This window comes from Mycolicibacillus trivialis (assembly GCF_002102395.1).
Taxonomy (GTDB): Bacteria; Actinomycetota; Actinomycetes; order Mycobacteriales; family Mycobacteriaceae; genus Mycobacterium; species Mycobacterium triviale.
In genome coordinates, this window is the sequence record NZ_LQPZ01000030.1 from 39,526 (window position 1) to 64,580 (window position 25,055).

Below are 25,055 nucleotides of genomic sequence, written 5' to 3' on the forward strand. Positions count from 1 at the left end.
AACGTGATGACGACACCGCCGCGAAGGAATACTCCCCTCTAACCGCGAAACGGTACCAGAACCGGCGGCGCCACGGCGGTCGTTCTCGGCAGCAACCCGGCGCTTGAGTAGCTTCTACAGGTGTGCCGGTACCACCGATCACCGCCCGAGGCGCCGGCCGTGCCGGGCCGGTCGCCCGCGGCAGCGTGGCCCGGGTGGGGACCGCGACCGCGCTGTCGGCGCTCTGCGGCTACCTGGTGCTGTATCTGGCCGCCCGGGATCTCGATCCGGCCGGCTTCGCCGTGTTCGCGGTGTTCTGGGGGGCGTTCGGGCTGGTCAACGGCGCCGCCAACGGCCTGCTTCAGGAATCCACCCGCGAAGTGCGCACGGCCCGCCGCACCACCGAGTCGGCCGGGCCGTGGACCCGACCGCTGCGGGTGGCCGCCGGGCTGGGGACGGCGGCCGCCCTGGTCGCGGTCGCGACCGCGCCGCTGTGGTCCGGCCGGGTGTTCGCCGACGAGCGGGTGTTGAGCATCCTGCTGCTCGCCGCGGGGGTGGCGGGGTTCTGTATGCACGCGACCGTGTTGGGGATGCTGGCCGGGGTGGACCGCTGGAGCGCCTACGGCGCGCTGATGGTCACCGACGCGGCGATGCGGGTCGCGGTGGCCACCGCCGGGTTCGTGATCGGCTGGGGGCTGGGCGGCTACCTGTGGGCCACCGTCGCCGGATCGGTGGCCTGGCTGCTGGTGCTGCTGGTCTCGCCGGGGGCGCGGGCCGCCGCGCTGCTGCGCACCCCGGGCACCGCCGGATCGTTCCTGCGCGGGGCGGCGCATTCGATCACCGCGGCCGGAGCCAGCGCAGTCCTGGTGATGGGCTTTCCGGTGCTGCTGAAGGCGACCGCCGGTGATCTCGGCGCGGCGGGCGGAGTGCTCATTCTGGCGGTGACCGCCACCCGTGCGCCGCTGCTGGTGCCGCTGACCGCGCTGCAGGGCAACCTGGTGGCGCACTTCGTCGACCAGCGGGCGCGGCGACTGGCCGCGCTGGTGGCGCCGGCCCTGGTGGTGGCGGCCGCGGGTGGGCTCGGCGTGGTGGCGGCCCGCCTGGTCGGGCCGTGGCTGCTGACGACGCTGTTCGGACCCGACTATCACGCCGACGGGATGCTGCTGGCCTGGCTGACGGTGGCCGCGGTGGTGATCGCGATGCTGACCCTGACCGGCGCGGCGACGGTGGCCGCGGCGGCGCACCGCGCGTACGCGCTCGGGTGGGTGACGGCGACGGCGGTCGCCGCCGTCGTGCTGCTGCTGCCGTGGGAGTTGCAGACCCGCACGGTGGCGGCCCTGCTGTGCGGTCCGCTGCTGGGCATCGGTGTGCACCTGGCGGCGTTGCGCCGCGCCTGAGTCCCGCCGGTCAGCGGGTGGTGTGCCGGAAGAAGTCCACGGTGCGCGCCAAACCCTGCTCCAGCGGGACCTGCGGGCGCCAGTCCAGCACCGCCGCGGCCCGGGAGATGTCCAGGCAGGATCGGGTGAGATCGCCGAGGCGCGGCGGGTGGAACTCCGGGTCGTCGGGGGCGCCGACGGCGGCCGCGACCGCGGTGTGCAGCGCCCGGTCGGAGGTCTCCACACCGGTGCCGATGTTGAACCGCTGCCCGCCGCCGGCCGGGCCGGCCGCCTTGACGAAGGCGTCGACGACGTCGTCGACGAACACGTAGTCGCGGGTGTTGCTGCCGTCGCCGAAGACCTTGGTGGGGCTCCCGGACAGCAGCGCCTGGGCGAAGATCGCCACCACCCCGGCTTCGCCGTGCGGGTCCTGACGGGGTCCGTAGACGTTGGCCGGGGCGATGTGGGAGCACTCCATGCCGTAGAGGTGCCGGAAGGTGTTCAGGTAGATCTCGCCGGCGACCTTGCCCGCCGCGTACGGCGAGGCCGGGTCGGTGGGTACGTCCTCGCCGGTCGGGTAGCTCGGCGGGGTGCCGTAGATCGACCCGCCCGAGGAGGTGTGCACGATCTTGCGGACTCCGGCGCGGCGGGCCGCCTCGGCCAGTCGCACGGTGCCGACCACGTTGACCTCGGCGTCGTGCTGCGGGTCGGCGACCGAGTGGCGCACGTCGATCTGGGCGGCCAGGTGGAACACCACTTCGGGGCGGTGCTCGGCCAGGATCGCGGTCAGGTCGGCGGTGACGATGTCGGCCTCCACGAAGAAGAACTCCGCGGCCTCGGTGAGATGCTCGAGGTTGGTGGCCCGGCCGGTGGCGAAGTCGTCCAGGCCGACCACCCGGTGGCCGTCGTCGAGCAGCCGGTCGACCAGGGTCGACCCGATGAACCCGGCCGCGCCGGTGACCAGTGCACGCACCGGGCAACCATACCGACCGGTAAGAAAGGAACCCATGATCACCCGCCGCACGCGACCGCCCGTCGTCGCGGTCGTCGCGGTGGTGCTGGTCGTCGCGCACCTGGCGGTGCGGGCGGTGCTGGCCTTCGGCGGCTACTTCTACTGGGACGACCTGATCCTGGTGAGCCGGGCGGGAACCCAGCCGCTGCTGTCGCCGTCGTTTCTGTTCACCGACCACGACGGGCACGTGATGCCCGCGGCGTTCCTGCTGTCCGGGACGATCACCCGGCTGGCGCCGCTGAACTGGGCCGGGCCGGCGCTGAGCCTGGTGGTGTTGGCGGCGCTGGCGGCACTCTCGCTGCTGCGCACCCTGCACATCATCCTGGGGTGGCGGCCGGTGCTGCTGGTGCCGCTGACGTTCGCGTTGTTCACCCCGCTGGCGGTGCCCGGGTTCGCCTGGTGGGCCGCGGCGCTGAACTCGCTACCGATGCTGGCGGCGCTGAGTTGGGTGTGCGGGGACGCGGTCCTGCTGGTGCGGACCGGCCGGCGCCGCTACGCGGTGACCGGCACGCTGGCGTACCTGGGCGGGCTGTTGTTCTTCGAGAAGGCCGGCGTGATCCCGGTGGTCGCGGCGGTGCTGGTGGGCCTGCTGGCCCACGTGCGGGGCGAGCCGCTGCGCGACGTGTGGCGGCGCGGCCGGCCGCTGTGGCTGGCGTCGGCGGCGGTGACCGCGGGCTGGGTGGTGCTGTACCTGACGGTGGTCAACCAGCAGCGGTGGAGTCTCGACCTGCCCATGACGTGGGATCTGCTGCGCCGCTCGATCACCCACGGGGTCGTGCCCGGTTTGGTGGGCGGCCCGTGGGACTGGCAGCGCTGGGCGCCGGCGTCGCCGTGGGCCACCCCGGGCACGACGGTGATGGTCCTCGGCTGGCTGGCGCTGGGCGCGACGGTGGCGGTGTCACTGCTGCGCAAGCGGCGCATCGGCGCGGTGTGGGCGACCGCGGTCGGCTACGCGATCGCCTGCCAGATCCCGATCTATCTGATGCGGTCCTCGGCGTTCACCGCGCTGGAACTGGCCCAGGCGCTGCGGTATCTGCCCGACCTGGTCGTGGTGCTGGCGCTGCTGGCCGCGGTCGGGTTCTGCGCCCCGAACCGGGCCGGGATGCGGTGGCTGGACGCCTCGGCACGGCGCACCGCGGTGAGCGTGACGTTGGCGGCGGCGTTCGTGGCCAGCAGCCTGTATTCGACCGCGACGTTCCTGACGGTGTGGCGCGACAACCCGGCGCAGCCGTATCTGCACAACGCGCTGCGCGGGCTGGCCGACGCGGCCGCCGATTCCGATGCGCCGCTGCTGGACCAGGAGGTCGACCCGCTGGTGCTGCAGCGGATCATGGCGCCCAGCAACCTGGCCAGCAACATCTTCGCGCTGGTGCGGGAGCGGCCCGAGTTCGCCTCGGCAACAACCGATCTGCGGATGCTGGACAGCGCCGGGCGATTGATCGACGCGCGAGTCACCTGGGTGCGCACGATCGTTGCCGGCCCGGTGGCCGGCTGCGGCTACTTCGTGCAGCCGGATCTGCCTGCCCGCCTCGACCTCGACGGCCCACTGCTGCCCGCGGATTGGACCGCGGAGATCAACTACCTGGCCAACGCCGACGGGACGATGACCCTGACGCTTTCCGAGGGCCGGCCGGTCAAGGTGCCGGTGCACCCCGGCCTCAACCGGGTGTACGTGCGGCTACCCGGTGCGGGCACGGCGATCACGGTGCGCGCCGACACCGCGGCGCTGTCACTGTGTATCGCGTCCGGCCCGGTCGGGTATCTGGCGCCGGAATAACGAGCAGGCACGCGGCCCCGACGTCACCTCGAGTGAAGTTCAGCGGCGGAAAATCGGCGATTTTTCCGCCATGACACTGCACTCGCGGGCGATACCGCCACTCGCGGGCGATACCGCCGGGTTTCGCGTATGGAGCCGCCTAGGAGAATCGAACTCCTGACCTATTCATTACGAGTGAATCGCTCTGCCGACTGAGCTAAGGCGGCCTGCCTGCTGGGCGCGGTCGAGTTTACAGGTCCTCAGCGCAGCGCCTGCCCGATGGTGGCCACCATGGCGTCGACGGCGAACTTGGGCTTGACGTTGGCGGCCAGGGCCTCGCGGCAGTCCAGCACCGCCTCGATGCACCGCAGCAGCCGGTCGGGGGCGGCGTGGGCGGCCAGCGCCGCGACCTTCTCGGCCATGTCGGGATGGTTGGCGCGGCTCTCCCCCGCGCCGGAGGCCACCAGCAGCGCATCCCGGAAGTAGGTGGCCAGGTCGATCAGGGCGCGGTCCAGGGCATCCCGGGAGGCGCGGGTGTGACGGGACTTCTGCCGGCGCTCCAGGTCTTTGAGCGCCCCGGCAGCCCCGCGCAGCGCCCCGGCGGTGCCGCGTCCGGTGCCGCCCGCCCCGAGCGCGGTGCGCAGTTCCTCGGTCTCGCTTTCGGCCCGGTCGGCGGTCAGCGCCACCGCCTCGGCCTCCGCGGCGGCCACCAGATCCTCCGCCGCGGCATAGGCGCGCGCCGGGGTGGCCGCGTCGCGGGCCAGACCGAGCGCACGCCGGCGGCGGCTGCGGGCCTCGGGATCGGTGGCCAGCCGGCGGGCCCGGCCCACATGCCCACCGCTGATCGAGGCGGCCCAGTTCGCCTCGTCGGCGGGCAGGCCGTCGGTGTCGACGAGCACCTGGGCGATGGCCGCCGTCGACGGCGTGACCAGCGCGACGTGCCGGCAGCGGGAGCGCAGCGTGATCGTGATGTCCTCGGGATCGGTCGAGGGCGCACACAGCAGGAACACCGTTGACGGCGGTGGTTCCTCGACCACCTTCAGCAGCACGTTGGCTGCGCCCTCGGTGAGCCGGTCGGCGTCCTCGACCAGCACCACCTGCCAGCGCCCGGTGCTGGGCCGCCGGGACGCCACCTGCACGATCGAGCGCATCTCGTCGACCCCGATGGACAGTCCCTCCGGGACGATGCGGCGCACGTCCGCGTGGGTGCCGGCCAGCGTGGTGGTGCAGGCGCGGCAGCCGCCGCAGCCGGGGGCGTCGGGGTCGGTGCATTGCAGCGCCGCGGCGAAGCACAGCGCGGCCACCGATCGTCCCGAGCCGGGCGGGCCGGTGATCAGCCAGGCGTGGGTCATCGCCGACCCGGACTGCGCCACCTCGCCGCGGGCGGCCTTCGCCGCGGCCACCAACTCGGCTTCCACCGCGTCCTGGCCGACCAGCCGCGAAAACACCCCGGACATCCTGGCCACAGTACTGGCCGGACCCGACACGACACCGCGGCCGGGACGCACGCGTGTTCTACCGCCGCTGCCCTGCCGATACGGTGGGTTGGTGAACAGCACACCGACGCTGATCGGGCGGGCCGATGCCTTCCTGCGTTGGCTGGTGCGCACGCCGTGGCCGCTGTTCGCGTTGAGCATGCTGCAGGCCGACATCATCGGCGGTCTGTTCGTGCTGGGGTTCCTGCGGTTCGGGCTACCCGCCGAGGACCGGGTGCAGCTGCAGGACATGCCGCGGTCCAACCTGGTGCTGCTCGCGGTGGTGCTGGCCACGCTGTTCGTCCTCGAGTTGGCGGCGAGCATGCGGATGTTGCTGCCGGTGTTCCGGTGGCAGCGCCGCGACGCCCTGCTCACCGACGTCGACCCGGCCATCACCGAGCTGGCCCGGACCCGCGCCCTGCGGATGCCGTTCTACCGCTCGCTGCTCAGTTGGGCCAACTGGGCGGTCGGCGGAGTAGTGTTCATCGTCACCAGCTGGCCGGTGGCCAGCCGTGCCGCGCCGGTGGTGGCGATCGCCATCGGGTTGGGCGCGGCCGCCACCTCGATCATCGGCTATCTGCAGTCCGAGCGGGTGCTGCGTCCGGTGGCCGTCGCCGCGTTGCGCGCCGGGGTCCCGGAGAACCTGGGGGCGCCCGGGGTGCTGCTGCGCCAGATCCTGACCTGGACGCTGTCCACCGGGGTGCCGCTGCTGGCGATCGTGCTGTCGGTGGTGGCCAGCCAGTTCTCGCTGTTGCATGCCCCACCCGAGCAGATGACCGCACCGATCCTGCTGATGGCGGTCTCGGCGCTGGTGATCGGGTTCGTCGGGACGGTGCTGGTCGCGATGTCGATCGCCGACCCGCTGCGTCAGCTGCGGTGGGCGCTCGGGGAGGTGCAGCGCGGTAACTACAACGCGCACATGCAGATCTACGACGCCAGCGAACTGGGCCTGCTGCAGGCCGGATTCAACGACATGGTGCGCGACCTGGCCGAGCGGCAGCGGCTGCGCGACCTGTTCGGCCGCTACGTCGGCGAGGATGTGGCGCGCCGGGCGCTGGAGCGCGGCACCGAACTGGGCGGGCAGGAGCGCGAGGTGGCGGTGCTGTTCGTCGACATGGTCGGCTCGACGCACCTGGCGGCCACCCGCCCGCCGGCCGAGGTGGTCGGCCTGCTCAACGAGTTCTTCCGGGTGGTGGTGCACACCGTCGACCGGCACGGCGGGTTCGTCAACAAGTTCCAGGGCGACGCGGCCCTGGCGGTCTTCGGCGCGCCGATCGAGCATCCCGACGCCGCCGGGGCGGCGCTGGCGGCCGCCCGCGAACTGCACGACCGGCTGCTGACGGTGCTCGGTGACACCGAGTTCGGCATCGGGGTGTCGGCCGGGGTGGCGCTGGCCGGGCACATCGGCGCGCAGGCCCGCTTCGAATACACCGTGATCGGCGACCCGGTCAATGAGGCGGCGCGGCTCACCGAACTGGCCAAGCTCGAGGAGGGCCATGTGCTGGCGGCGGCCACCGCGGTGCGCGACGCACCCGACGCCGAGGCGCTGAGCTGGGATGTCGGCGAGGTGGTGCAGTTGCGCGGGCGGACCACCTCGACGCAGCTGGCGCGCCCGATGACGATCGCGACGCGTGCCGAGGCCGCCGACGCGGGAGTCGCGGACGGCGCCGAAACCTGAACCGGCGCTAGGCCTGCGGCTCGTCGGTGAGGAACGCGGCGAACCCGTCGATGTCGAGGGTCACCGGGGCCGAGTCGTGGGCGCTCGGCTGCAAGAAGGTGTGGGACAGGTCGAGCTCGTTCAGTTCGCTCAGGCTGGGCGCCGGGCCGGTCTCACCGGTGACGATCTGCCACCACTGCAGGTACTGCTGATCGATCTTCGGGCTGGAATCGGAGGACAGTTCGATCGCCGGGGCCTGCACGTTGGGCAGTGGGCGGGTCACCGGGGCGGCCAGAACCAGGCCGGCTCCCGCGACCGCCACGGCCGCCGAGACACCGAAGTACACACCACGTCGCATGGCGCCTCCTTCGGCCAGCGTCGGGAACGGTTCCACAACGTTCCGCTCAGCATACCTGAGAGCCAACTGAATAACAACACTTATAGTGGCTCACCACCGCGTCACGCTGCGATAACGCTCGAGACGGTACTGAGATCGGCCTGAGCCGCGGCTAGTCGGCGCTCTTCTTCGCGGCGGTCTTGCGGGCCGTTTTCTTCGCCGGAGCCTTCTTGGCGGCCGTCTTCTTCGCGGCCGTCTTCTTCGCGGCCGTCTTCTTCGCCGGCGCCTTCCGGGTCTTCTTGACCGGCCCCCGGGCACGACGGTCGGCCAGCAGTTCGGCGGCACGCTCGTCGGTCAGGGTCGCGACGTCGTCGCCCTTGCGCAGGCTGGCGTTGGTCTCCCCGTCGGTGACGTAGGGCCCGAACCGGCCGTCTTTGACCACCATCGGCTTGCCCGACGCCGGGTCAGCGCCCAGTTCCCGCAGCGGCGGGGCCGCCGCGGCCTGCCTGCCGCGCCGCTTGGGTTCGGCGTACAGCTTCAACGCCTCCTCGAGGGTGACGGTGAACAGCTGCTCCTCGGTCGCCAGCGACCGCGAGTCGGTGCCGCGCTTGAGGTAGGGACCGTAGCGTCCGTTCTGCGCGGTGATCTCCTCGCCCGATTCGGGGTCCACGCCGACCACCCGCGGCAGCGACAGCAGTTTCAGCGCGTCCTCGAGCGTCACGGTCTCCAGCGACATGCTGCGCAGCAGTGAGCCGGTGCGCGGCTTGGGCCCGGTCGGTTTCTTGCCCTTCTTGGCCGGAGCGCCGTCCTCGTCGTCGGGTTTGGGCAGCACCTCGGAGACATACGGGCCGTACCGGCCGTCCTTGGCGACGATCTCGTGGCCGGTGGCCGGGTCGGTGCCCAGCACGCGGCCCTCCTGCGGGGTGGCGAACAGCTTCTCCGCGAGTGCCAGGGTCAGTTCGTCGGGGGTCAGCGCGACGTGCAGGTTGGCCCGCTGCGGGGTCGGTTCGCCGTCGTCACCGGTGACCATGCGTTCCAGGTAGGGCCCGTTCTTGCCGACCCGGACGTAGATCGTGCGGCCCTGCTCGTCGTCGAAGAGCGCGATGGAGTTGATCCGGCGGGCGTCGATCTCCTCCAGGTTCACCCCCACCAGCGTCTTGAGGCCGCCGGCTCGGGAGACCGATCCGTCGCCGCCGCGGTCCCCGCCGAAGTAGAAGTTGGTCAGCCAGTCGGTGCGCCGCTCGTGCCCGGCGGCGATCTCGTCGAGGTCGTCCTCCATCGCGGCGGTGAAGTCGTAGTCGACCAGCCGAGCGAAGTGCTGCTCAAGCAGACCGATCACCGCGAACGCCACCCAGGACGGCACCAGCGCACTGCCCTTCTTATGCACGTAACCGCGGTCCTGGATGGTCTTGATGATCGAGGAGTAGGTGGAGGGCCGGCCGATCCCCAGCTCCTCGAGCGCCTTGACCAGCGAGGCCTCGGTGTAGCGGGCCGGCGGGTTGGTGGCGTGACCGTCCGGGGTCGCCTCCACCGCGGCGACCTGCTGCCCCTGGGTCAGGTTGGGCAGCCGCCGCTCGGCGTCGTCGGCCTCACCACCGGCCAGCTCGTCGACCGTCTCCACGTAGGCCTTCAGGAAGCCGGCGAAGGTGATGGTCCGACCGCTCGCGGCGAACACCACGTCACGGTCACCGGAGGTCCCGCCGATGCGCAGGCTGAGCGTGGTGCCGCGGGCGTCGGCCATCTGCGAGGCGACGGTGCGCTGCCAGATCAGCTCGTAGAGCCGGAACTCATCGCCGTCGAGCTCATTGCGCACGGCGTCGGGGGTCGCGAAGGTGTCGCCGGCCGGCCGGATGGCCTCGTGCGCTTCCTGAGCGTTCTTCACCTTGCGGGTGTACTGGCGCGGGGACGGCGAGACGTAGTCGTCACCGTAGAGCTGACGGGCCTGGGTGCGGGCCGCCTCGATCGCCGACGCCGACAGCGTCGTCGAGTCGGTACGCATATAGGTGATGTAGCCGTTCTCGTAGAGCCGCTGGGCGATGCCCATGGTCCGCTCCGAGGAGAACCGCAGCTTGCGGCCGGCCTCCTGCTGCAGCGTCGAGGTCATGAACGGCGCGTAGGGCCTGCGGGTGTAGGGCTTCTCCTCCACCGAGGCCACCGACAGCGACGCGTTACGCAGGCCGTCGGCGAGCGACGCGGCGGCCGCCTCATCGAGCACGACCACCTCGGCGGGCTTGCGCACCTCACCCAGCGAGTCGAAGTCGCGGCCGGTGGCCACCCGCTGCCCGTCGACGTTGACCAGCCGCGCGGTGAACGTGGGCGGGGTGGCGCCGGGGTCGGAGACGCTGGCGTCGAGGTCGGCGACGACGTCCCAGTAGGCGGCGCTGCGGAACGCCATCCGGTCGCGTTCGCGGGCCACGATGATGCGGGTCGCCACCGACTGCACCCGGCCCGCCGACAGCTTCGGCGCGACCTTCTTCCACAGCACCGGGCTGACCTCGTAGCCGTAGAGCCGGTCCAGGATGCGGCGGGTCTCCTGCGCGTCGACCAGGTCGCTGTCGAGGTCGCGGGGGTTTTCCGCGGCGGCCCGGATCGCCGGCTCGGTGATCTCGTGGAACACCATCCGCTTGACCGGGATCCGCGGCTTGAGGGTCTCCAGGAGGTGCCAGGCGATCGCCTCACCCTCCCGGTCACCATCCGTGGCCAGGTAGAGCTCGTCGACGCCTTTCAGCAGGTCCTTCAGCTCGCGGACCGTGCTCTTCTTGTCCGGGCTGACGATGTAGAGCGGCTCGAACCCGTGGTCGACGTTGACGCCCAGCCGCGCCCACGACTCGGTTTTGTACTTCGCCGGGATGTCGGCGGCGGTACGGGGCAGATCCCGGATATGGCCGCGCGAGGACTCGACGACATAGTCGCTACCGAGGTAGCCGGCAATCTTGCGCGCCTTGGTGGGGGATTCGACGATGACTAGTCGCCGCACCCCCGTCTTTCCACCGCCGCCTGCGTCAGCCAACGCCCCTACACTCCACTTCCGTCCAGGTCAGTGCAGGTCGAACACCGCCTGCAAACCAGTGACAATTTCGCACCCCCGAGTATGCCGACGCAAACCGGCCCCGCCGCGCCGATCCGTGCACCGATCGACGCCGGCGGGCTAAACCCTGGGCCACTGCGACAACGCCTCCTCGCCGTCAGGGTGTTCCCCCACGTTCTCTACCAGCCGCGATAGCCGTCTGCGGCCGCTGATCCGCAGTGCCGGCCGCCACCCGCGGGTGCCGATCAGGGTGGGTGCGATGCCCACCCGCATCAGCGCCGAAGCCAGCGGCGCGTGGGTGTCCGGTGCGTGCGGATCCAGCCCCAGCAGGTAGCGGTCGCCGTCCGGGCTGCCTGCGGCCAGCGTCCAGACCCGCAGTTCGCGGGCGGTGGGCTGCCAGTCCGCAGGCACGGTCTTGACCGCGCCGCGGGTCCAGGCCGCCGCGGTGGCGCGCAATCGGGGGTCCACGGCGGTCCGCAGCAGCGGGGTGTCCTCCTCGGTGCGGCCGATCTCGGCCTGCAGGCCGGCCGCTGCCGCCATCTCCGCCAGCGCGGCGGCGCGCCACGGCCGGTCGACCACCACCGAGATGCGGGCGCCGTCGCCGACGACGACGATCTGGCCGTTGGCCGCCAGCAGCCCGGCGAAGTCGGTCACCGCGGGCGGCACCGACTCCGCCGAGAAGAACGACAGCTGGCTCACGTCACCGACAGTAGGGCACTGTCGCGGCGGCGGTCCGTCGCAAAACGAAACCCCCCGGGCCGGGCCCGGGGGGTCGTCGTCAGCCGGTTGCTCAGATGGAGCGCACGCCGGTGGCCTGCGGCCCTTTGGGGCTCTGACCGACCTCGAACTCGACCCGCTGGTTCTCCTCGAGGGTACGGAAGCCTGATCCCTGGATCTCCGTGTAGTGGACGAACACATCAGCGGAGCCATCCTCGGGGGCGATGAAGCCGAACCCCTTCTCCGCGTTGAACCACTTCACAGTTCCCTGTGGCATTTCTCGATCTTTCCTTCTCTACTTATTTCCCCGGTGCGGTGCACCGTTGCTCAGCGCACCGTTTTTCGGGGCGCTGGGTCCGCCACGACCACGTTGCCTGGGGGTGTCGCCGGAACCTTCACCCGGCCTCCGACCTCGCAGGAACGCAGCCGCAGCGAAAGTCCTGCGAAGTTTTGACACGAACACAGAAGCTACGACCGTCCATAAGTCAACCACGTTCCGGCCCGCAGCGACAGAGTTGGTCGGATCAGTTGGCGACAATGGGACTGCCCACCCTCCCTGCGGACTCCGGAAAGGCCTGCGATGGCGAACTTCGGCAGCGCACTGCTGGCCGCCGCGGTCGCCGGCACCGCACCCGACGAGGACCCGGTGCGCCACGTCGCCGAACTGCCGGCCCAGCGCGGTGAGCCGGTCGACTGGCCGGATTGGGCGCATCCGGCGGTGGTACGCACCTTCACCGAGCGCGGCATCCGGGCCCCGTGGTCGCATCAGCGGCGCGCCGCGGACCTGGCCCACGACGGCCGGCACGTCGTCGTGAGCACCGGCACCGCGTCGGGCAAGTCGCTGGCCTATCAGCTGCCGATCCTCGACCTGCTGGCCGCCGAGCCGCAGGCCCGGGCGCTGTATCTGTCCCCGACCAAAGCGCTCGGTCACGACCAGTTGCAGACCGCGCGGGCGCTGACCGCGACCGACTCACCGGTGCGGGGGGTGCCCGGGTTCGCCGAGATCGCCCCGCTGGCCTACGACGGTGACAGTCCCACCGAGGTGCGCCGCTTCGCCCGCGAGCACAGCCGGTGGCTGTTCACCAACCCCGACATGCTGCATGTATCGCTGCTGCTCAACCACGCCCGCTGGGCGGTGTTCCTGCGCCGGCTGCGATTCATCGTCGTCGACGAATGTCACTACTACCGCGGAATTTTCGGCTCGAACGTGGCGATGGTGCTGCGGCGGCTGTTGCGGCTCTGCGCTCGCTACGCCGGACCGAACCGGCCGGCCCCGACGGTCGTGCTGGCCAGCGCCACCACCGACCGACCCGGGGTGACCGCCACCGACCTGATCGGCGCTCCGGTGGTCGAGGTCACCGAGGACGGCTCCCCGCACGGCGCGCGCACCGTCGCCCTGTGGGAGCCGGCGCTGGGACAGACGCCGGCCGGGGAGAACGGCGCCCCGGTGCGCCGCTCGGCGGGCGCGGAGGCCGCCCGGGTGATGGCCGACCTGGTCGCCGAGGGCGCCTCGGTGTTGACGTTCGTACGGTCGCGTCGCGGCGCCGAGCTGACCGCACTCGGCGCCCGGGCCCGGCTTTCCGACGTCGCGCCGGAGTTGGCGTCGCGGGTGGCCTCCTATCGGGCGGGCTATCTGGCTGAGGACCGCCGCGCCCTCGAGCGGGCGCTGGCCGACGGCGAACTGCGCGGATTGGCGGCGACCAACGCGCTGGAACTCGGGGTCGACATCGCCGGGTTGGACGCGGTGGTGCTGGCCGGCTTTCCCGGCACCATCGCCTCGTTCTGGCAGCAGGCCGGCCGCTCCGGCCGGCGCGGGCAGGGCGCGCTGATCGTGCTGGTGGCCCGCGACGACCCGCTGGACACCTACCTGGTGCACCACCCCGCGGCGCTGCTGGACAAGCCGATCGAGCGGGTCGTCATCGACCACACCAACCCCTATGTGCTCGGACCGCAGTTGCTCTGCGCGGCCACCGAGCACCCGCTGACACCGGCCGAGGTGACCGCCCTCGGCGCCCAACCGGTGGTCGACGACCTGGTCGCCGAGGGGGCGCTGCGGCACCGCGGCGGGCGCTACTACCCGGCGCCGGGTATCGACCCGCATCCGCAGGTGAGCATCCGCGGCGGCAGCGGCCGCCAGACGGTGATCGTCGAGGCCGACACCGGGCGACTGCTGGGCAATGTGGGCGCCGGCCAGGCCGCCTTGGCGGTGCACCCGGGCGCGGTGTACCTGCACCAGGGCGAGAGCTATCTGGTCGACACGTTGGACCGCGGCGACGAGCAGACGATCGCCTTCGTTCACGCCGCGGATCCGGGCTATTCGACGCACCCGCGGACCCTCACCGACATCACGCTGACCGGGGCCGGTGAGCGCGCCCACTACGGGCCGGTGACCCTGGGCTTGGTCCCGGTGCGGGTGACCAACCAGGTGACCGGATACCTGCGGCGCCGGCTGACCGGCGAGGTGATCGACTTCGTCGAGTTGGACATGCCGGCCCAGACGCTGGACACCGTGGCGGTGATGTACACCGTGACCGAGGCAGCGTTGGCCGCCGCCGGGGTCGACGACCTCGCGGTCCCCGGCGCGCTGCACGCCGCCGAACATGCGGCCATCGGGCTGCTGCCGCTGGTGGCCAGTTGTGACCGCGGTGACATCGGCGGCCTGTCCACCGCGCTGGACTCCGAGACGGGCCTGCCCACCGTGTTCGTCTACGACGGCCATCCCGGCGGTGCGGGCTTCGCCGAACGCGGCTTTCGGCAGGCCGCGACCTGGCTCGGGGCGACCGCGGCGGCGATCGGCGCCTGCGAGTGCCCGCACGGTTGCCCGTCGTGTGTGCAGTCCCCCAAATGCGGGAACGGTAACGATCCGCTGGACAAGGCCGGCGCGATACGGGTGTTGCGGCTGGTGCTCGACGCGCTTGCCGGCTGAGCTGCCGGCCCGGGCGACCGGCCGCCGCAGACCGACGACAGCCGGGCCGAGCCGGTAAAATTTGCGCCATGCCCCAGTCCTGGCTGCTCGTGGAGACACTGGGCGCCGAACCATTGGTGGTCGCCGAGGGATCCCAGCCACAGAACCTGGTGCCGTTGGACGCCTTCCTGCGGCGCAACCCGCGACGGGCGGCGATCACGACCGCGATCGCCGAATCGGTCCGGACCGGTGAGCCGCTGGCGAGCATCACCCCGAAGCGGGCCCGGGTGATCCGCACCGAACCGGTCCGGATGTCCGACGGACGAATTCACGGGGTGCAGGTCTGGAGCGGACCGATCGACACCGACCCACCCGAGCGGATGATGCCCGGGGCGGTGATGTGGGATCTGACATCGAATTCCGTGACCGACACACCTGAGTCGTTCGCCAACCTCGGCCAGGGCGACGGCCACGAAGCGGGCTATAGCCGTGCGTTCGGCGACGAACAGCCGACCCGCGAGTTGCGTCCCGCGGAAGCCCAGGTCGTGGCGCTGGCGATCAAGGCGGAGCCCGGTCAACTTCTTTGCAGCAGTTGGGATCTCACCGATGCCGATGGCGAGCCGATTCGGGTCGGTTTCGTCGCGCGCACGGCCCTGGAGTCCGGCCCGGACGGTCGTGACCATGTGATCTCCCGCGGGATGAACTGGCGCGTGGAGAACACCGAGGCGTCGCTGCCACCAAAGCGATTGGCCGAGCAGGTTCTCGACGCCCTGGCGCAGCCGGGCGTATATCGCGCCCTGATCGACCTCGATACCTGGGCGCTGCTGCGCTGGCTGGACGAGCCGTGCCCCTTCTACAACTGGCGCTCACCCGAGATCGGTGCCGGACGGGTGCACCCGGACGACACGGCGCTCTTCGACGGGATGCGCGCGGAGTTCGCCACCGGTCCGAGCGCCCGGGTGCTGCGCATGCAGGACGTAGACGACGGTTGGGTTCCGGTGCACATCACCGTCAATCGGGTAGAGATGGATGACGAGGTCTTCGCCGGACTGGTCGCGATGCGACTGCCCACCGAGGAGGAACTCGCCGAGGCGGGGCTGCGCTAGCCTCCGGCTGTCGCAGGCTGCCGCTGGACCGGCCCGGCTCGCGCCGTGGCCTCGGTGTCGAGGCTCCCGACACCGAAGACAACCGGGATACGCGCCGTGACAACGACATCGAGGTTCTCGACCACGCACCCGGTAGGCGTCGCACGCATCCGGTCGATCAGCACTGCGGCGGTCCGGCATGCCGCCGCCGGGCCAGCCGGTAGTGCGGCGGCACCGGCAAGCGCAGCCAGGTCGGCGGCGGCCTGGGCACGATGGCGCGCGGCGATCACCGAGCCGAGACAGCCCACGCCGCCGGTCACGGTCAGCAGCACCGCCACCATCGCCGCAGCGGCGACGGTAGCCGAGCCGCGTTCAGACGCCGGGTTCGGCGACCGCGATCCCGGTTGCCGAAATCGCCAGGCCCGGAAGATGGTCGGCCCTCGCGGTGACAGTGGCCGCGACGGTGCGCCCCTCTCGACGCAACCGGACCACCGCGCCGGCGGGCGCGAGTCGGTGCGCGGCCGCCACTGCGGCACGCTCGTCACCGCGTGCGGCCAGGCGTGCGGCTTCGCGTGCGGCGTCGACGCAGCGGACCTGCGCCGCCATCGCCGCGAGCGCGGCCAGGCAGACCACCAAGACGGCCACCAGGGTGACCAGCGCCAGGGCGGCTTCCACAGTGCTCGACCCGGTCGCATCGGTCAGACCTTGGTGTTGAGGGCCCTGGCGATGACGCGGGTCAGCGCGGAGACCACCGAGTCGCCGGTGACCACCGTGTAGAGGATGGCGCCGAAGGCCGCCGCCGCGATCGTGCCGATCGCGTATTCGACGGTGGACATGCCGGATTCGTCTGCCATCAGCAGGATCAGGCGGGTTTTCACGGTGCGCAGTGCGGTCATGGTTGTTCCCTTCTCGGCGGGTGGGCCCCGGGGCGTTCACAGCAGCCCCGGTGACAGGACATCGCCGGCCAGGCCGATCACCATCGGTATGACACCCAGACAGACGAAGGCGGGTAGGAAGCAGAGCCCGAGCGGACCCGCGATGAGCACCCCGGCGCGTTCGGCGGCGGCGGTGGCCGCGTCGGCGGCCTCCCGGCGGAACTGCGCCGCGAGGTCGACGACCGCGTCGGCCATCGCCGTGCCGGAGGTCGCGGACCGGCGCGCGCAGCGAACCAGCGCCTCGATCTGGGTGTTCGCCGACGGCGGCGCCGACCAGGCGATCTCGGGCGCCGCGCCCAGGGCGAGTAGGCCCGCCGCCCGCTGCAGCACTCCCGCGAGCACGGCCGGGGCGGTCGGCGCCGTCGCGGCGGCGGCGTCGGCGACCGTCATTCCGGCGGTCAGGCAGGCGCCCAGCACGTCGAGTCCGGCCGCGACCGCGAGCGGATCCGGGCCGGTCCGGCCCGGCCCGTCGCGCCGCGGACCCACCGCGGCGGGCCACCTGGCCCGGACGGCCGCCCGGCGGGGCACGACCAGCATAGCGGCCGCGAGCAGCAACGCCGCGGTCATCCGATGACCCCGGCGACGATGCGGTCCGTCCACAACAGACCGAGACATCCCAGCGAGACCCCGATGAGCAGCAGCGTCGCCCCGGCCGGGCTGTGGGTCAGCACCCGCAGCGGTTCGGCGCCCATCGACTGGCCCAACCCCAGGCCCAGAAGGGGCAACCCGGCGAGGATGACCGCGGTGGCGCGCGTTCCGGCCAGCGCCGCCGACACCCGCCCCGCGAACTGGCGGCGCTCGCCGATATCGCGTTGCGCGGCACGCATCAACGCCGCCACCGGCAGGCCGTGCCGCCCGGCCAGTCGCCAGCAGACCGCCAGCCGTTCCCAGGACCTGGCGAGCAGGGCCGAACCGCCGGCCTCCAGCAGCCCGGCGCTGACATCGGCGCCCAGCGACGCCCGTGCTGCCACCGACCCCAGCCCGCGCGCCACCACCGGGACCGCACTGTCGGCGGCAGCCGCCGAGAAGGCCGCGACCGGGGACGCGCCGACCCGCAGCTCGGCGGCGACGATGTCCAACCCGGCGGTCAACGCCCACCCGGCCGCGAGGTCCGCCGCACGCCTACTGCGCCGTCGCCACCGCAGTACCCCCGTTGCCGCGGCGGCTACCGCCGCCACCACCGCCGGCCAGGGCAGGCACAGGCATGCGATCGCGGTCGCGGTCGCGGCCCCCGATCCCAGGCAGACCGGGCTCGCGCGCTGAATTCTGCGGTGGCTCAAACCCAACCGGCGTTGCGCGCGGGCCGGCCACAACAGCACACTCGCAGCCAGCAGCATCATCGCGCCACTCATGCCGGCGCCCGGCCGTCCAGCAGGCGGCGCAGCTCACCGGCCGCCGGACCCGCTCCGTGGTCGGCGTGCCAGCAGGTTCGCGCGGTGACCAGGCCGGAATCAGCGCGGCCCAGCACCGCGATCTCGGCCAATCGCCGGCGCCCACCGGTGCAGCGCTGCATGTGCAGCACCAACCGGACGGCGGCGGCCAGCTGGCTGTGCAGGGCGTGCCGGGACAATCCCCCCAGCACCCCCAGCGCCTCGAGGCGGGCGGGCACCTCGGCGGGGCGGTTGGCGTGCACCGTGCCTGCGCCGCCGTCGTGGCCGGTGTTGAGAGCGGTGAGCAGGTCCACCACTTCGGCACCGCGGACCTCGCCGACCACGATGCGGTCCGGACGCATGCGCAGGGCCTGACGCACCAGGTCCCGCAGGGTGACCTCGCCGGCTCCTTCGACGTTCGGGTGCCGGGCGACGAGGGTGACGAGATGTGGGTGCGGTGGCGCCAATTCGGCCACGTCCTCGACGCAGACGATGCGCTCGGCGGCAGGCACCTCACCCAGGAGCGCCGCGAGCAGCGTGGTCTTGCCCGCGCCGGTGCCCCCGGAGACGAGGAAGGCCAGCCGGGCGGCGAGGACACCGCGCAGTGTCGCCGCGGTGTCGGGCGCCAGAGCACCGGTGTCGACCAACGCGGTCAGTCCCTGCGTCGCCGGGCGCAGCACCCGTAGCGACAGGCTGGTGCAGCCGCGCGCGATCGGCGGCAGTACCGCGTGCAGGCGGACGGTGACCCCTCGCGGTCCGAGTGCGTCGAGTTGGCCGTCCACCCACGGTTGGGCGTCGTCGAGGCGGCGGCCGGCGGCGTGGGCCAGCCGCTGGGCAAGCCGCCGGACGGCGTCCGCATCCGGGAATCGGACCGCACTGCGGCGCAAGCCGATTCCGTCGTCCACCCAGACCGCGTCCGGCGCCGTGACCAGGACATCGGTCACGCCCTCAGCGGCCAATAACGGCTCAAGCGGCCCGGCCCCGGCCAATTCGGTCTCGACCGTCCGCAGACTGGTCAACACCTCGCCGTGGCTGAGCATGCCGTGGGATTCGGCCCGGATCGCCGCGGCCATGGCCGCCGGACGTAGCGGAATACGCTGTTCAGACAACCGTTCCCGAACCCGGTCGACCAATTCGTCGCTCACGCCGCCGACTCCGCGATCCGTCCGGAGCCCAGCACGTCGAGCACCCGCCGCGCCGCTGCGGCGAGCCCGGAACGACGACGCACCCGCAGTCCGGCACCGTCGATCTGGTCGTCGACGCCCGGGTCGGCCCGCATGGCGGCGAGCAACGGTACGGCGACAAGCTCGGCGATCTCGCCGGCGCGCAGCCCGCCCGGGGCGGGGCCGCGCACCACCAGTCCCGCGGTGGGGTTGATCGCCGTCACGACCGGAGTGAACGCCGCGGTCGCGGCGGCCGCCCGCACGTCGCAACGGCTCACCACGACCACCAGGTCGGCGGCCGCCACCGCGGCCTCGGTGGCGTCGGTCATCCGGCGCGCCACGTCGCAGATGACCGTGGCGCCGCCACGCCTTCCGGCGTCGAGCACCGCCTGCACCGGTCCGACCTCCAGATCGTGGTAGTGCCGCGGCGCCGATAGCACCACAGCCCCGCGCATCACCGGCAGCGCGTCACGCACCGCGGTCCAGGTCAGCCGCCCGCCGCGCAGGGTCAGATCCGTCCAGCGCAGTCCGGGCGCCGGGCCGCCGGCCATCAGGAGATCGATGCCGCCGCCGCACGGGTCGAGGTCGACCAGCAGCGCGTCGGCGGCGCACTGGGCGAGCGCGGCGGCCAGCACCGAGGCTCCGGCTCCGCCGCATCCGCCGACGACCGCGACGATCCGGCCGCCGCGGTCGACGCCGCGCGAGGTCTCCTCCGCCTCGGCGAGCACGGCGATCGCTTCGGTCTCCTGATCGGGCAGCCGCAGGACGCGCTGCGCGCCCACCGCGACCGCAGCCGCCCATGTCGCCGCGGTGGGGTCCGCGGCGGTGAGGACGCTGACGTGGTCTCGGCGAGGATGGCCCCGTCGCGCGCAGTCCCGCGCCCCGGCGTCGTCGAGCAGGACGGCGGTGGCCGCCAACCAGGTCTTGCGGTGCAGCGGGGCGCCCGGATCGCCGTGGATGACCCGCAGCCCGACCGCGGCCGCGATGCGGTCGACTTCCTCGGCCAGCACCGGGTCCGACAGCAGGCTCAACATCCCGCCGGTACCCGTCATGGACCCACGGTGCGCGCGCCGGGCGCTTCGGCGCCAGCGTTCCGCAGCCGATTGTGCACCGGTGGCAGACTGTGGATGACTGCGCCGGATAACTGCGCACCAGGAGATCGAAAGGTGCGCGACCGCAGCGCATCCCGGCCCGCATGCGGGAGGCGGGTTGAAAAGGCGGGGCGGGTTCGAAAAGGTGGGACCGAGCTCGAAAAGGGGACGACCCCCGCCAGGGGGGGAGGAGGCGAGGGTCGTCGTGTATCAGCCCCGGGGGGTCGGGCTGATACAACCTCGGACATAAGCCGAGTGATGCTCACTATACACATGAGTACGGAGCCGTCCGCAAGAGTTGACGGAATTGCAACCGATGGTGTCGACCCCCGCCAGCGGCGATGCGCGGGACCCTATGCTGGGCCGGTGACCGTCAGCGATACCACCACCGGCCCCGTGCCGCACGGCGCGCGTTCGGCGGCGTTCTTCGACCTGGACAAAACGGTCATCGCCAAATCCAGTGCGCTGGCGTTCAATAAGCCGTTCTTCGCCCAAGGGCTGCTGAATCGGCGATCGGTACTCAAGGGCACCTACGCGCAGTTCCTGTTCCAGCTCTCCGGCGCCGATCATGACCAGATGGACCGGATGCGGGCGCATCTCACCGACATGTGCACCGGATGGGATGTCGAACAGGTCAAGTCCATCGTCGGCGAGACCTTGCATGACATCGTGACCCCGCTGGTCTTCGCCGAAGCGGCCGATCTGATCGCCAGCCACAAACTGTGCGGCCGCGACGTGGTGATCGTGTCCGCCTCGGGCGCGGAGATCGTCGGCCCCATCGCGCGCGCGTTGGGCGCGACGCACGCGATGGCCACCCAGATGGTCGTCGAGGACGGCCGGTACACCGGCGAGGTGGCGTTCTACTGCTTCGCCGACGGCAAGGCCGCGGCGATCCGGGAACTGGCCCGGCGCGAGGGCTACGCGCTGGAACACTGCTACGCCTACTCCGACTCGATCACCGACCTGCCGATGCTGGAGACCGTCGGCCATCCCAGCGTGGTCAACCCCGATCGCGCGCTGCGCAAGGAGGCGGCGGCCCGCGACTGGCCGGTGCTGACCTTCTCCCGCCCGGTCTCGTTGCGGGACCGCATTCCGGCGCCGTCGGGCGCCGCGCTGGCGACCACGACCGCGGTCGCGGTGACCGCGCTGGCGGCCGGCGCGCTGAGCTACGCGCTGCTGCGCCGGTTCGTCTTCTGACACCGCCGTGCGGTTTCAGCAAACTCGGTCCGGTACCGATCCGGTCACCGGGCCAAGTTACCGGCGGTTAGCCCTTGATGTGACGAGCGCCACGTAGTACAAAGGAGTCACGGAAGCCCGGAGCGGCCAAGGTCCAGCCGGAAGAGAAGGCTCGATCTCCCAAACCGGGCGACCCAGCACGGACCCCGGTACCCACGGGGAGCCACAGCCGCGATAATGGCAGAAGTGTTGCGGGCCTGCGTTATTGCGAAAAGCGGTCGGTGCCGAGACCCTTTGGGTGGGGTCGCAGCCGAAGCGCATCGCGAGACCGCCGAGGCCACCCACGCAGCCCACGTGTCGCACGCCTGGTAACCGGGTTCCGTGCTAGCGGGCGGCGAGTCGCGATCAGCGAGGAGCCGCCCGCTTCATTTGGTCGACCACCGCGTGCGCCGACCCATCGGCGACCTTCCCGGCCGACTCAGCAATCGACACCGCTTCCCCGGCACCGGACTGCAGCGCCTTCGCGCACAGCACCAGCCAGGTGGCCAGCCCCTCCGGTGTGCCGGTGGCGAAACCCTGCGCGCCCTGCCGGTACTTCCCGACCGCCCGCATCCAACTCAACTCCGGAACCCCCAGACCGTGCGGGTCCAGGCCGCTGGAGATCGTGATCAGCCGGGAGACCGCGCGGGCCACCACCCCGTCGGCGGTGCCGAACGGCGCCAACGTCAGCAACTCGCCGTGCGCCACCGCGGCCAGCACCGGTGCCGGCGCGTCGGTTCCGCCGGTGACCAGATCGGCCAGCATCCCCAGCCGACGACCCACCTGCTCGTCGAGTCGCGGGCGGCCCAGCTGGTCGTCGTCGTCGACCAGGTCGGCCGCCGCCAGCATGTGCAGCTTCGCGATCGCCTGCAACGGTGCGCGGCGCCACACCTCCACCAGCGTGGTCTCCCCACCCTCGAGGGCCTGGGTGACCCGCAGGGACCCGGCGAACACCGGGTTGGTCGGCGCGGTCTCGTCGACCTGGGTCGGACCGCCGTCGAGCACCGCGGACGCCCGCGCTGATCGCAACGACGCCTCGGCGGCGCTGACCGGCCAGCCACGACGGTTGGTTTTGTGCTGGTGTGCCTTGGCGAGGGCCTGGCGCGCCAGCGTGGACGCTTCGGCCACGCCGGGCAGGTCGAGCAGCGGAGCGAGCGGGTCGGCGGTCACGGTGTCCGACGATACCGCCACCGTCGGCCCGGCGAGCCCGGCGATCCGGCTCGGCGGCCGGTCCTCCGGTGACTACGCTGGGACGTCGTGACCGATCGTTCGTCGTATCCGCCGTCGGCGCAGTTCGCCGCGCAAGCCAACGCCGGCCCCGAGCTGTACCGGGACGCCGAAACCGACCGCCTGGCGTTCTGGGCCGAGCAGGCCCGCCGGCTGGACTGGGAGACCCCGTTCACCGAGGTCCTGGACTGGTCGCAGGCGCCGTTCGCCACCTGGTTCGCCGACGGGAAACTCAACGTCGCGCACAACTGCGTGGACCGCCACGTCGAGGCCGGACACGGCGATCGGGTCGCCATTCACTGGGAGGGCGAGCCGGTCGGGGACAGCCGCAGTCTGACCTACGCCGAACTGCGCGACGAGGTGTGCCGGGCCGCCAACGCGCTGACCGAGTTGGGGCTGGGTGCCGGCGACCGGGTCGCCATCTACCTGCCGATGATCCCCGAGGCGGTGGTGGCGATGCTGGCCTGCGCCCGCCTCGGGGTGATGCACACCGTGGTCTTCGGCGGCTTCTCGGCGCACGCGTTGCGGGCGCGCATCCAGGACGCCGAGGCCAAGGTCGTGATCACCGCCGACGGGCAGTTCCGCCGTGGCGCGCCCGCGCCGCTGAAGAAGGCCGCCGATGACGCGGTCGCCGAATGCCCCAGCGTCGAGCACGTGCTGGTGGTGCGCCGCACCGGCGCCGAGGTGGCCTGGACCGAGGGGCGCGACCTGTGGTGGCACGACGTGGTCGCGGCCGCTTCCGCCGAGCACACCCCGGAGGCCTTCGACGCCGAGCACCCGTTGTTCCTGCTGTACACCTCGGGCACCACCGGCACGCCGAAGGGGATCGTGCACACCAGCGGCGGCTACCTGACGCAGTGCGCCTACACCCACCACTACGTCTTCGACATCAAGCCGGAGACCGACGTGTTCTGGTGCACCGCGGACATCGGCTGGGTCACCGGCCACACCTACGGTGTCTACGGACCGCTGGCCAACGGGGTCACCGAGGTGCTCTACGAGGGCACTCCCGACACCCCGGACCGGCATCGACACTTCTCGATCATCGAGAAATACGGCGTCACCATCTATTACACCGCGCCCACCCTGATCCGCAGCTTCATGAAGTGGGGGCGGGAGATCCCCGACGCCCACGACCTGTCCAGCCTGCGGCTGCTCGGTTCGGTCGGCGAGCCGATCAACCCGGAGGCGTGGCGGTGGTACCGGAGGGTGATCGGCGCCGACGCCCTGCCGATCGTCGACACCTGGTGGCAGACCGAGACCGGTGCGACGATGATCTCGCCGCTGCCCGGGGTGGCGGCGACCAAGCCCGGTTCGGCGATGCGGACGCTGCCGGGCATCTCCGCCCGCATCGTCGACGACCACGGTGAGTTGTTGCAGCCCGGTTCCGGCGACGGCGAACAGCCCAGCGGCTACCTGGTGATCGACCAACCGTGGCCGGGGATGCTGCGCGGCATCTGGGGCAACCCGGAGCGTTACGTCGAGGCCTACTGGTCCCGGTTCGCCGAGCAGGGCTGGTACTTCGCCGGCGACGGTGCCCGCTACGACGCCGACGGCGACATCTGGGTGTTGGGCCGGGTCGACGACATCATGAACGTGTCCGGGCACCGGATCTCCACCGCGGAGGTGGAGTCGGTGCTGGTGGGTCACTCCGGGGTCGCCGAAGCAGCCGTCGTCGGGGCCACCGACGAGGCGACCGGTCAGTCGATCTGTGCGTTCGTGGTGGCCGCAGGCGACACCGGCCTGGCCGAGGAGGCGATCGCCGAGTTGCGGTCGCTGGTCGCCGAGGAGATCTCCCCGATCGCCCGGCCCCGCGACGTCCACGTGGTGCCCGAGTTGCCGAAGACCCGCAGCGGCAAGATCATGCGCCGGCTCCTGCGCGACGTCGCCGACGGCCGCGAGTTGGGCGACACCTCCACCCTGGTCGACCCGGACGTGTTCGAGGCGATCCGCGCCGCCCGCTGACCGGTCAGGCCGGGATCGGGACTCAGACAGGGATCGGGACTCAGGCAGGGATCGGGACATAGCCCGCCCCGGCCCGGTTCTTGGCGGTGACGTCGTCGATGACGGCGTTGATCGAGACCACCACCGCGGGCGTGTGCAGCGGGATGTACTTGACCACGCAGGTCGGCAGCGCATCGGAGAACGCGCCGTGGATCATCCCGACCAGCATGTTGTTGACCGTGACCGGTCCGCCGGAGTCCCCGGGCCGCCCACAGACCTGCATCACGATGGTGCCGGGGTCCTGCCCGCGACCCCAGGTGACCCCGCACGAGTTGCCGGTGGTGCGACCCTGCTTGCAGGCCACCGCCCCGAACGCCGGATCCGGCGCGATCCCGGTGATGAGGAACCCGTCGTAGTTGGCGACCGGCAACACCTTCTCCGGGTCGAACCGGATCACCGCGTAATCGAGCGCGTCGTTGCCTGCGACCATCTCCCCGACCGTGCCCGCCCCCTCGGCGGCCTCGGAGGCGACCTGCGCGCCCGGACCGCCGCAGTGCGCGGAAGTGAAGCCGATCAGGTCCCCGGTGCGGTCGTGCCCGATCGTGGTCAGCGTGCACAGCGTCTCGCCGTCGACCACCAGGCCGGCACCACCGCCGAGCGGTACCTTGTCGTCGGCGGATGCCGTCGCGCTACCGAAACCGGGGGTGAGCAGCGCTGCGAGCAGGACCGCGGCCACCGCGACCCGCAGCAACCTGCTGTGGATGGTCTGCAAAGAACGCTCCC

At 71.9% G+C, this 25,055-nt stretch carries 22 protein-coding genes and 1 tRNA gene; 7 read left to right on the forward strand and 16 right to left on the reverse strand.

Annotated elements, in window-relative coordinates; translation table 11 throughout:
• The first annotated feature begins 122 nt into the window (after positions 1-122).
• Complete coding sequence (locus AWC30_RS11935) at positions 123-1,376, forward strand: hypothetical protein (protein ID WP_234808060.1); 1,254 nt, start codon at positions 123-125, stop codon at positions 1,374-1,376.
• Positions 1,377-1,386: 10 nt separating this feature from the next.
• Here the strand turns inward: AWC30_RS11935 and AWC30_RS11940 are convergent, their stop codons facing one another.
• Positions 1,387-2,328, reverse strand: a complete 942-nt coding sequence (locus AWC30_RS11940; RefSeq protein ID WP_085110449.1) for an NAD-dependent epimerase/dehydratase family protein — start codon at positions 2,326-2,328, stop codon at positions 1,387-1,389.
• On the opposite strand from AWC30_RS11940, the gene AWC30_RS11945 reads away from it, so the two are divergent.
• The gene (locus AWC30_RS11945; RefSeq protein WP_085110487.1) at positions 2,294-4,144 is read left to right on the forward strand and encodes a hypothetical protein; all 1,851 of its coding nucleotides are present in this window, start codon (positions 2,294-2,296) and stop codon (positions 4,142-4,144) included. The two genes, AWC30_RS11940 and AWC30_RS11945, sit on opposite strands and share 35 nt — an antisense overlap.
• A 130-nt stretch (positions 4,145-4,274) precedes the next feature.
• Here AWC30_RS11945 and AWC30_RS11950 read toward each other — a convergent pair.
• A tRNA-Thr gene (locus AWC30_RS11950) sits at positions 4,275-4,350 on the reverse strand.
• 33 nt (positions 4,351-4,383) lie between these two features.
• A complete protein-coding gene (locus tag AWC30_RS11955; protein ID WP_085110450.1) occupies positions 4,384-5,580 on the reverse strand; it encodes a DNA polymerase III subunit delta' in 1,197 nt (398 codons plus the stop codon).
• Between the two features lie 67 nt (positions 5,581-5,647).
• Here AWC30_RS11955 and AWC30_RS11960 point away from each other — a divergent pair, with 67 nt between their 5' ends.
• Complete coding sequence (locus AWC30_RS11960) at positions 5,648-7,276, forward strand: adenylate/guanylate cyclase domain-containing protein (RefSeq protein WP_275994183.1); 1,629 nt, start codon at positions 5,648-5,650, stop codon at positions 7,274-7,276.
• A gap of 7 nt (positions 7,277-7,283) precedes the next feature.
• On the opposite strand, the gene AWC30_RS11965 is transcribed toward AWC30_RS11960, so the two are convergent.
• The 4 genes from AWC30_RS11965 to AWC30_RS11980 form a co-directional block, all read right to left on the reverse strand.
• The gene (locus AWC30_RS11965) at positions 7,284-7,613 is read right to left on the reverse strand and encodes a hypothetical protein (RefSeq protein ID WP_133053692.1); all 330 of its coding nucleotides are present in this window, start codon (positions 7,611-7,613) and stop codon (positions 7,284-7,286) included.
• Between the two features lie 151 nt (positions 7,614-7,764).
• Positions 7,765-10,602, reverse strand: coding sequence for a type I DNA topoisomerase (topA, locus tag AWC30_RS11970; RefSeq protein WP_085110452.1), 2,838 nt, complete (start codon positions 10,600-10,602; stop codon positions 7,765-7,767).
• 138 nt (positions 10,603-10,740) lie between these two features.
• Positions 10,741-11,319 carry a hypothetical protein gene (locus AWC30_RS11975; protein ID WP_085110453.1) on the reverse strand — a complete coding sequence of 193 codons (579 nt, stop codon included), beginning with the start codon at positions 11,317-11,319 and terminating at the stop codon, positions 10,741-10,743.
• A 91-nt stretch (positions 11,320-11,410) separates the two neighbouring features.
• Positions 11,411-11,614: a cold-shock protein gene (locus AWC30_RS11980; RefSeq protein ID WP_003925183.1), complete on the reverse strand. Its 204-nt coding sequence runs from the start codon at positions 11,612-11,614 to the stop codon at positions 11,411-11,413.
• A gap of 303 nt (positions 11,615-11,917) precedes the next feature.
• Between AWC30_RS11980 and AWC30_RS11985 the strand changes: the two genes are divergently transcribed.
• Entirely contained in the window at positions 11,918-14,263 is a 2,346-nt protein-coding gene (locus AWC30_RS11985; protein ID WP_085110454.1) for a DNA 3'-5' helicase SftH, read from the forward strand.
• Positions 14,264-14,331: 68 nt separating this feature from the next.
• Positions 14,332-15,348: a PAS domain-containing protein gene (locus tag AWC30_RS11990; RefSeq protein WP_085110455.1), complete on the forward strand. Its 1,017-nt coding sequence runs from the start codon at positions 14,332-14,334 to the stop codon at positions 15,346-15,348.
• On the opposite strand, the gene AWC30_RS18095 is transcribed toward AWC30_RS11990, so the two are convergent.
• Genes AWC30_RS18095 through ssd form a run of 7 tightly spaced genes read right to left on the reverse strand, consistent with a single transcriptional unit; the run spans position 15,345 to position 19,829 of the window.
• Complete coding sequence (locus tag AWC30_RS18095; RefSeq protein WP_234808061.1) at positions 15,345-15,668, reverse strand: Rv3654c family TadE-like protein; 324 nt, start codon at positions 15,666-15,668, stop codon at positions 15,345-15,347. The genes AWC30_RS11990 and AWC30_RS18095 overlap by 4 nt on opposite strands.
• Positions 15,669-15,699: 31 nt before the next feature.
• Positions 15,700-16,002, reverse strand: coding sequence for a TadE family type IV pilus minor pilin (locus tag AWC30_RS18100; RefSeq protein ID WP_234808062.1), 303 nt, complete (start codon positions 16,000-16,002; stop codon positions 15,700-15,702).
• A 23-nt stretch (positions 16,003-16,025) separates the two neighbouring features.
• Entirely contained in the window at positions 16,026-16,223 is a 198-nt protein-coding gene (locus AWC30_RS12000) for a DUF4244 domain-containing protein (protein ID WP_085110457.1), read from the reverse strand.
• Positions 16,224-16,259: 36 nt separating this feature from the next.
• Positions 16,260-16,829, reverse strand: coding sequence for a type II secretion system F family protein (locus tag AWC30_RS12005; RefSeq protein ID WP_109562035.1), 570 nt, complete (start codon positions 16,827-16,829; stop codon positions 16,260-16,262).
• On the reverse strand, positions 16,826-17,614 hold the full coding sequence (locus AWC30_RS12010; protein WP_085110458.1) for a type II secretion system F family protein: 789 nt from the start codon (positions 17,612-17,614) through the stop codon (positions 16,826-16,828). Before AWC30_RS12010 ends, AWC30_RS12005 begins: the two co-directional genes overlap by 4 nt.
• Positions 17,611-18,777 (reverse strand): TadA family conjugal transfer-associated ATPase, encoded by a 1,167-nt coding sequence (locus AWC30_RS12015; protein ID WP_085110459.1) that lies wholly within the window; start codon positions 18,775-18,777, stop codon positions 17,611-17,613. The genes AWC30_RS12010 and AWC30_RS12015 overlap by 4 nt, the downstream gene beginning before the upstream one ends.
• Positions 18,774-19,829 carry a septum site-determining protein Ssd gene (gene ssd, locus AWC30_RS12020; protein WP_085110490.1) on the reverse strand — a complete coding sequence of 352 codons (1,056 nt, stop codon included), beginning with the start codon at positions 19,827-19,829 and terminating at the stop codon, positions 18,774-18,776. The genes AWC30_RS12015 and ssd overlap by 4 nt, the downstream gene beginning before the upstream one ends.
• Before the next feature lie 423 nt (positions 19,830-20,252).
• Here ssd and AWC30_RS12025 point away from each other — a divergent pair, with 423 nt between their 5' ends.
• On the forward strand, positions 20,253-21,083 hold the full coding sequence (locus tag AWC30_RS12025) for an HAD-IB family hydrolase (RefSeq protein ID WP_234808063.1): 831 nt from the start codon (positions 20,253-20,255) through the stop codon (positions 21,081-21,083).
• Between the two features lie 384 nt (positions 21,084-21,467).
• Here AWC30_RS12025 and AWC30_RS12035 read toward each other — a convergent pair whose 3' ends face one another.
• On the reverse strand, positions 21,468-22,271 hold the full coding sequence (locus AWC30_RS12035; RefSeq protein WP_207568435.1) for an oxidoreductase: 804 nt from the start codon (positions 22,269-22,271) through the stop codon (positions 21,468-21,470).
• A gap of 87 nt (positions 22,272-22,358) precedes the next feature.
• Here AWC30_RS12035 and acs point away from each other — a divergent pair, with 87 nt between their 5' ends.
• Positions 22,359-24,293: an acetate--CoA ligase gene (acs, locus tag AWC30_RS12040; protein ID WP_085110461.1), complete on the forward strand. Its 1,935-nt coding sequence runs from the start codon at positions 22,359-22,361 to the stop codon at positions 24,291-24,293.
• Between the two features lie 40 nt (positions 24,294-24,333).
• Here acs and AWC30_RS12045 read toward each other — a convergent pair whose 3' ends face one another.
• The gene (locus AWC30_RS12045; protein ID WP_085110462.1) at positions 24,334-25,044 is read right to left on the reverse strand and encodes a chymotrypsin family serine protease; all 711 of its coding nucleotides are present in this window, start codon (positions 25,042-25,044) and stop codon (positions 24,334-24,336) included.
• Positions 25,045-25,055: the final 11 nt, after the last annotated feature.

What these genes read in the sequence shown, in the direction of transcription:
- AWC30_RS12000 (WP_085110457.1), bottom strand. Translation starts at nt 16,223, where the DNA reads ATGACCGCACTGCGCACCGTGAAAACCCGCCTGATCCTGCTGATGGCA.
- AWC30_RS11965 (WP_133053692.1), bottom strand. Translation starts at nt 7,613, where the DNA reads ATGCGACGTGGTGTGTACTTCGGTGTCTCGGCGGCCGTGGCGGTCGCG.
- AWC30_RS12010 (WP_085110458.1), bottom strand. Translation starts at nt 17,614, where the DNA reads ATGAGTGGCGCGATGATGCTGCTGGCTGCGAGTGTGCTGTTGTGGCCG.
- AWC30_RS11955 (WP_085110450.1), bottom strand. Translation starts at nt 5,580, where the DNA reads ATGTCCGGGGTGTTTTCGCGGCTGGTCGGCCAGGACGCGGTGGAAGCC.
- ssd (WP_085110490.1), bottom strand. Translation starts at nt 19,829, where the DNA reads ATGTTGAGCCTGCTGTCGGACCCGGTGCTGGCCGAGGAAGTCGACCGC.
- AWC30_RS11945 (WP_085110487.1), top strand. Translation starts at nt 2,294, where the DNA reads ATGAACCCGGCCGCGCCGGTGACCAGTGCACGCACCGGGCAACCATAC.
- AWC30_RS18095 (WP_234808061.1), bottom strand. Translation starts at nt 15,668, where the DNA reads ATGGTGGCGGTGCTGCTGACCGTGACCGGCGGCGTGGGCTGTCTCGGC.
- AWC30_RS11990 (WP_085110455.1), top strand. Translation starts at nt 14,332, where the DNA reads ATGCCCCAGTCCTGGCTGCTCGTGGAGACACTGGGCGCCGAACCATTG.
- AWC30_RS11980 (WP_003925183.1), bottom strand. Translation starts at nt 11,614, where the DNA reads ATGCCACAGGGAACTGTGAAGTGGTTCAACGCGGAGAAGGGGTTCGGC.
- AWC30_RS12005 (WP_109562035.1), bottom strand. Translation starts at nt 16,829, where the DNA reads ATGACCGCGGCGTTGCTGCTCGCGGCCGCTATGCTGGTCGTGCCCCGC.
- AWC30_RS11985 (WP_085110454.1), top strand. Translation starts at nt 11,918, where the DNA reads ATGGCGAACTTCGGCAGCGCACTGCTGGCCGCCGCGGTCGCCGGCACC.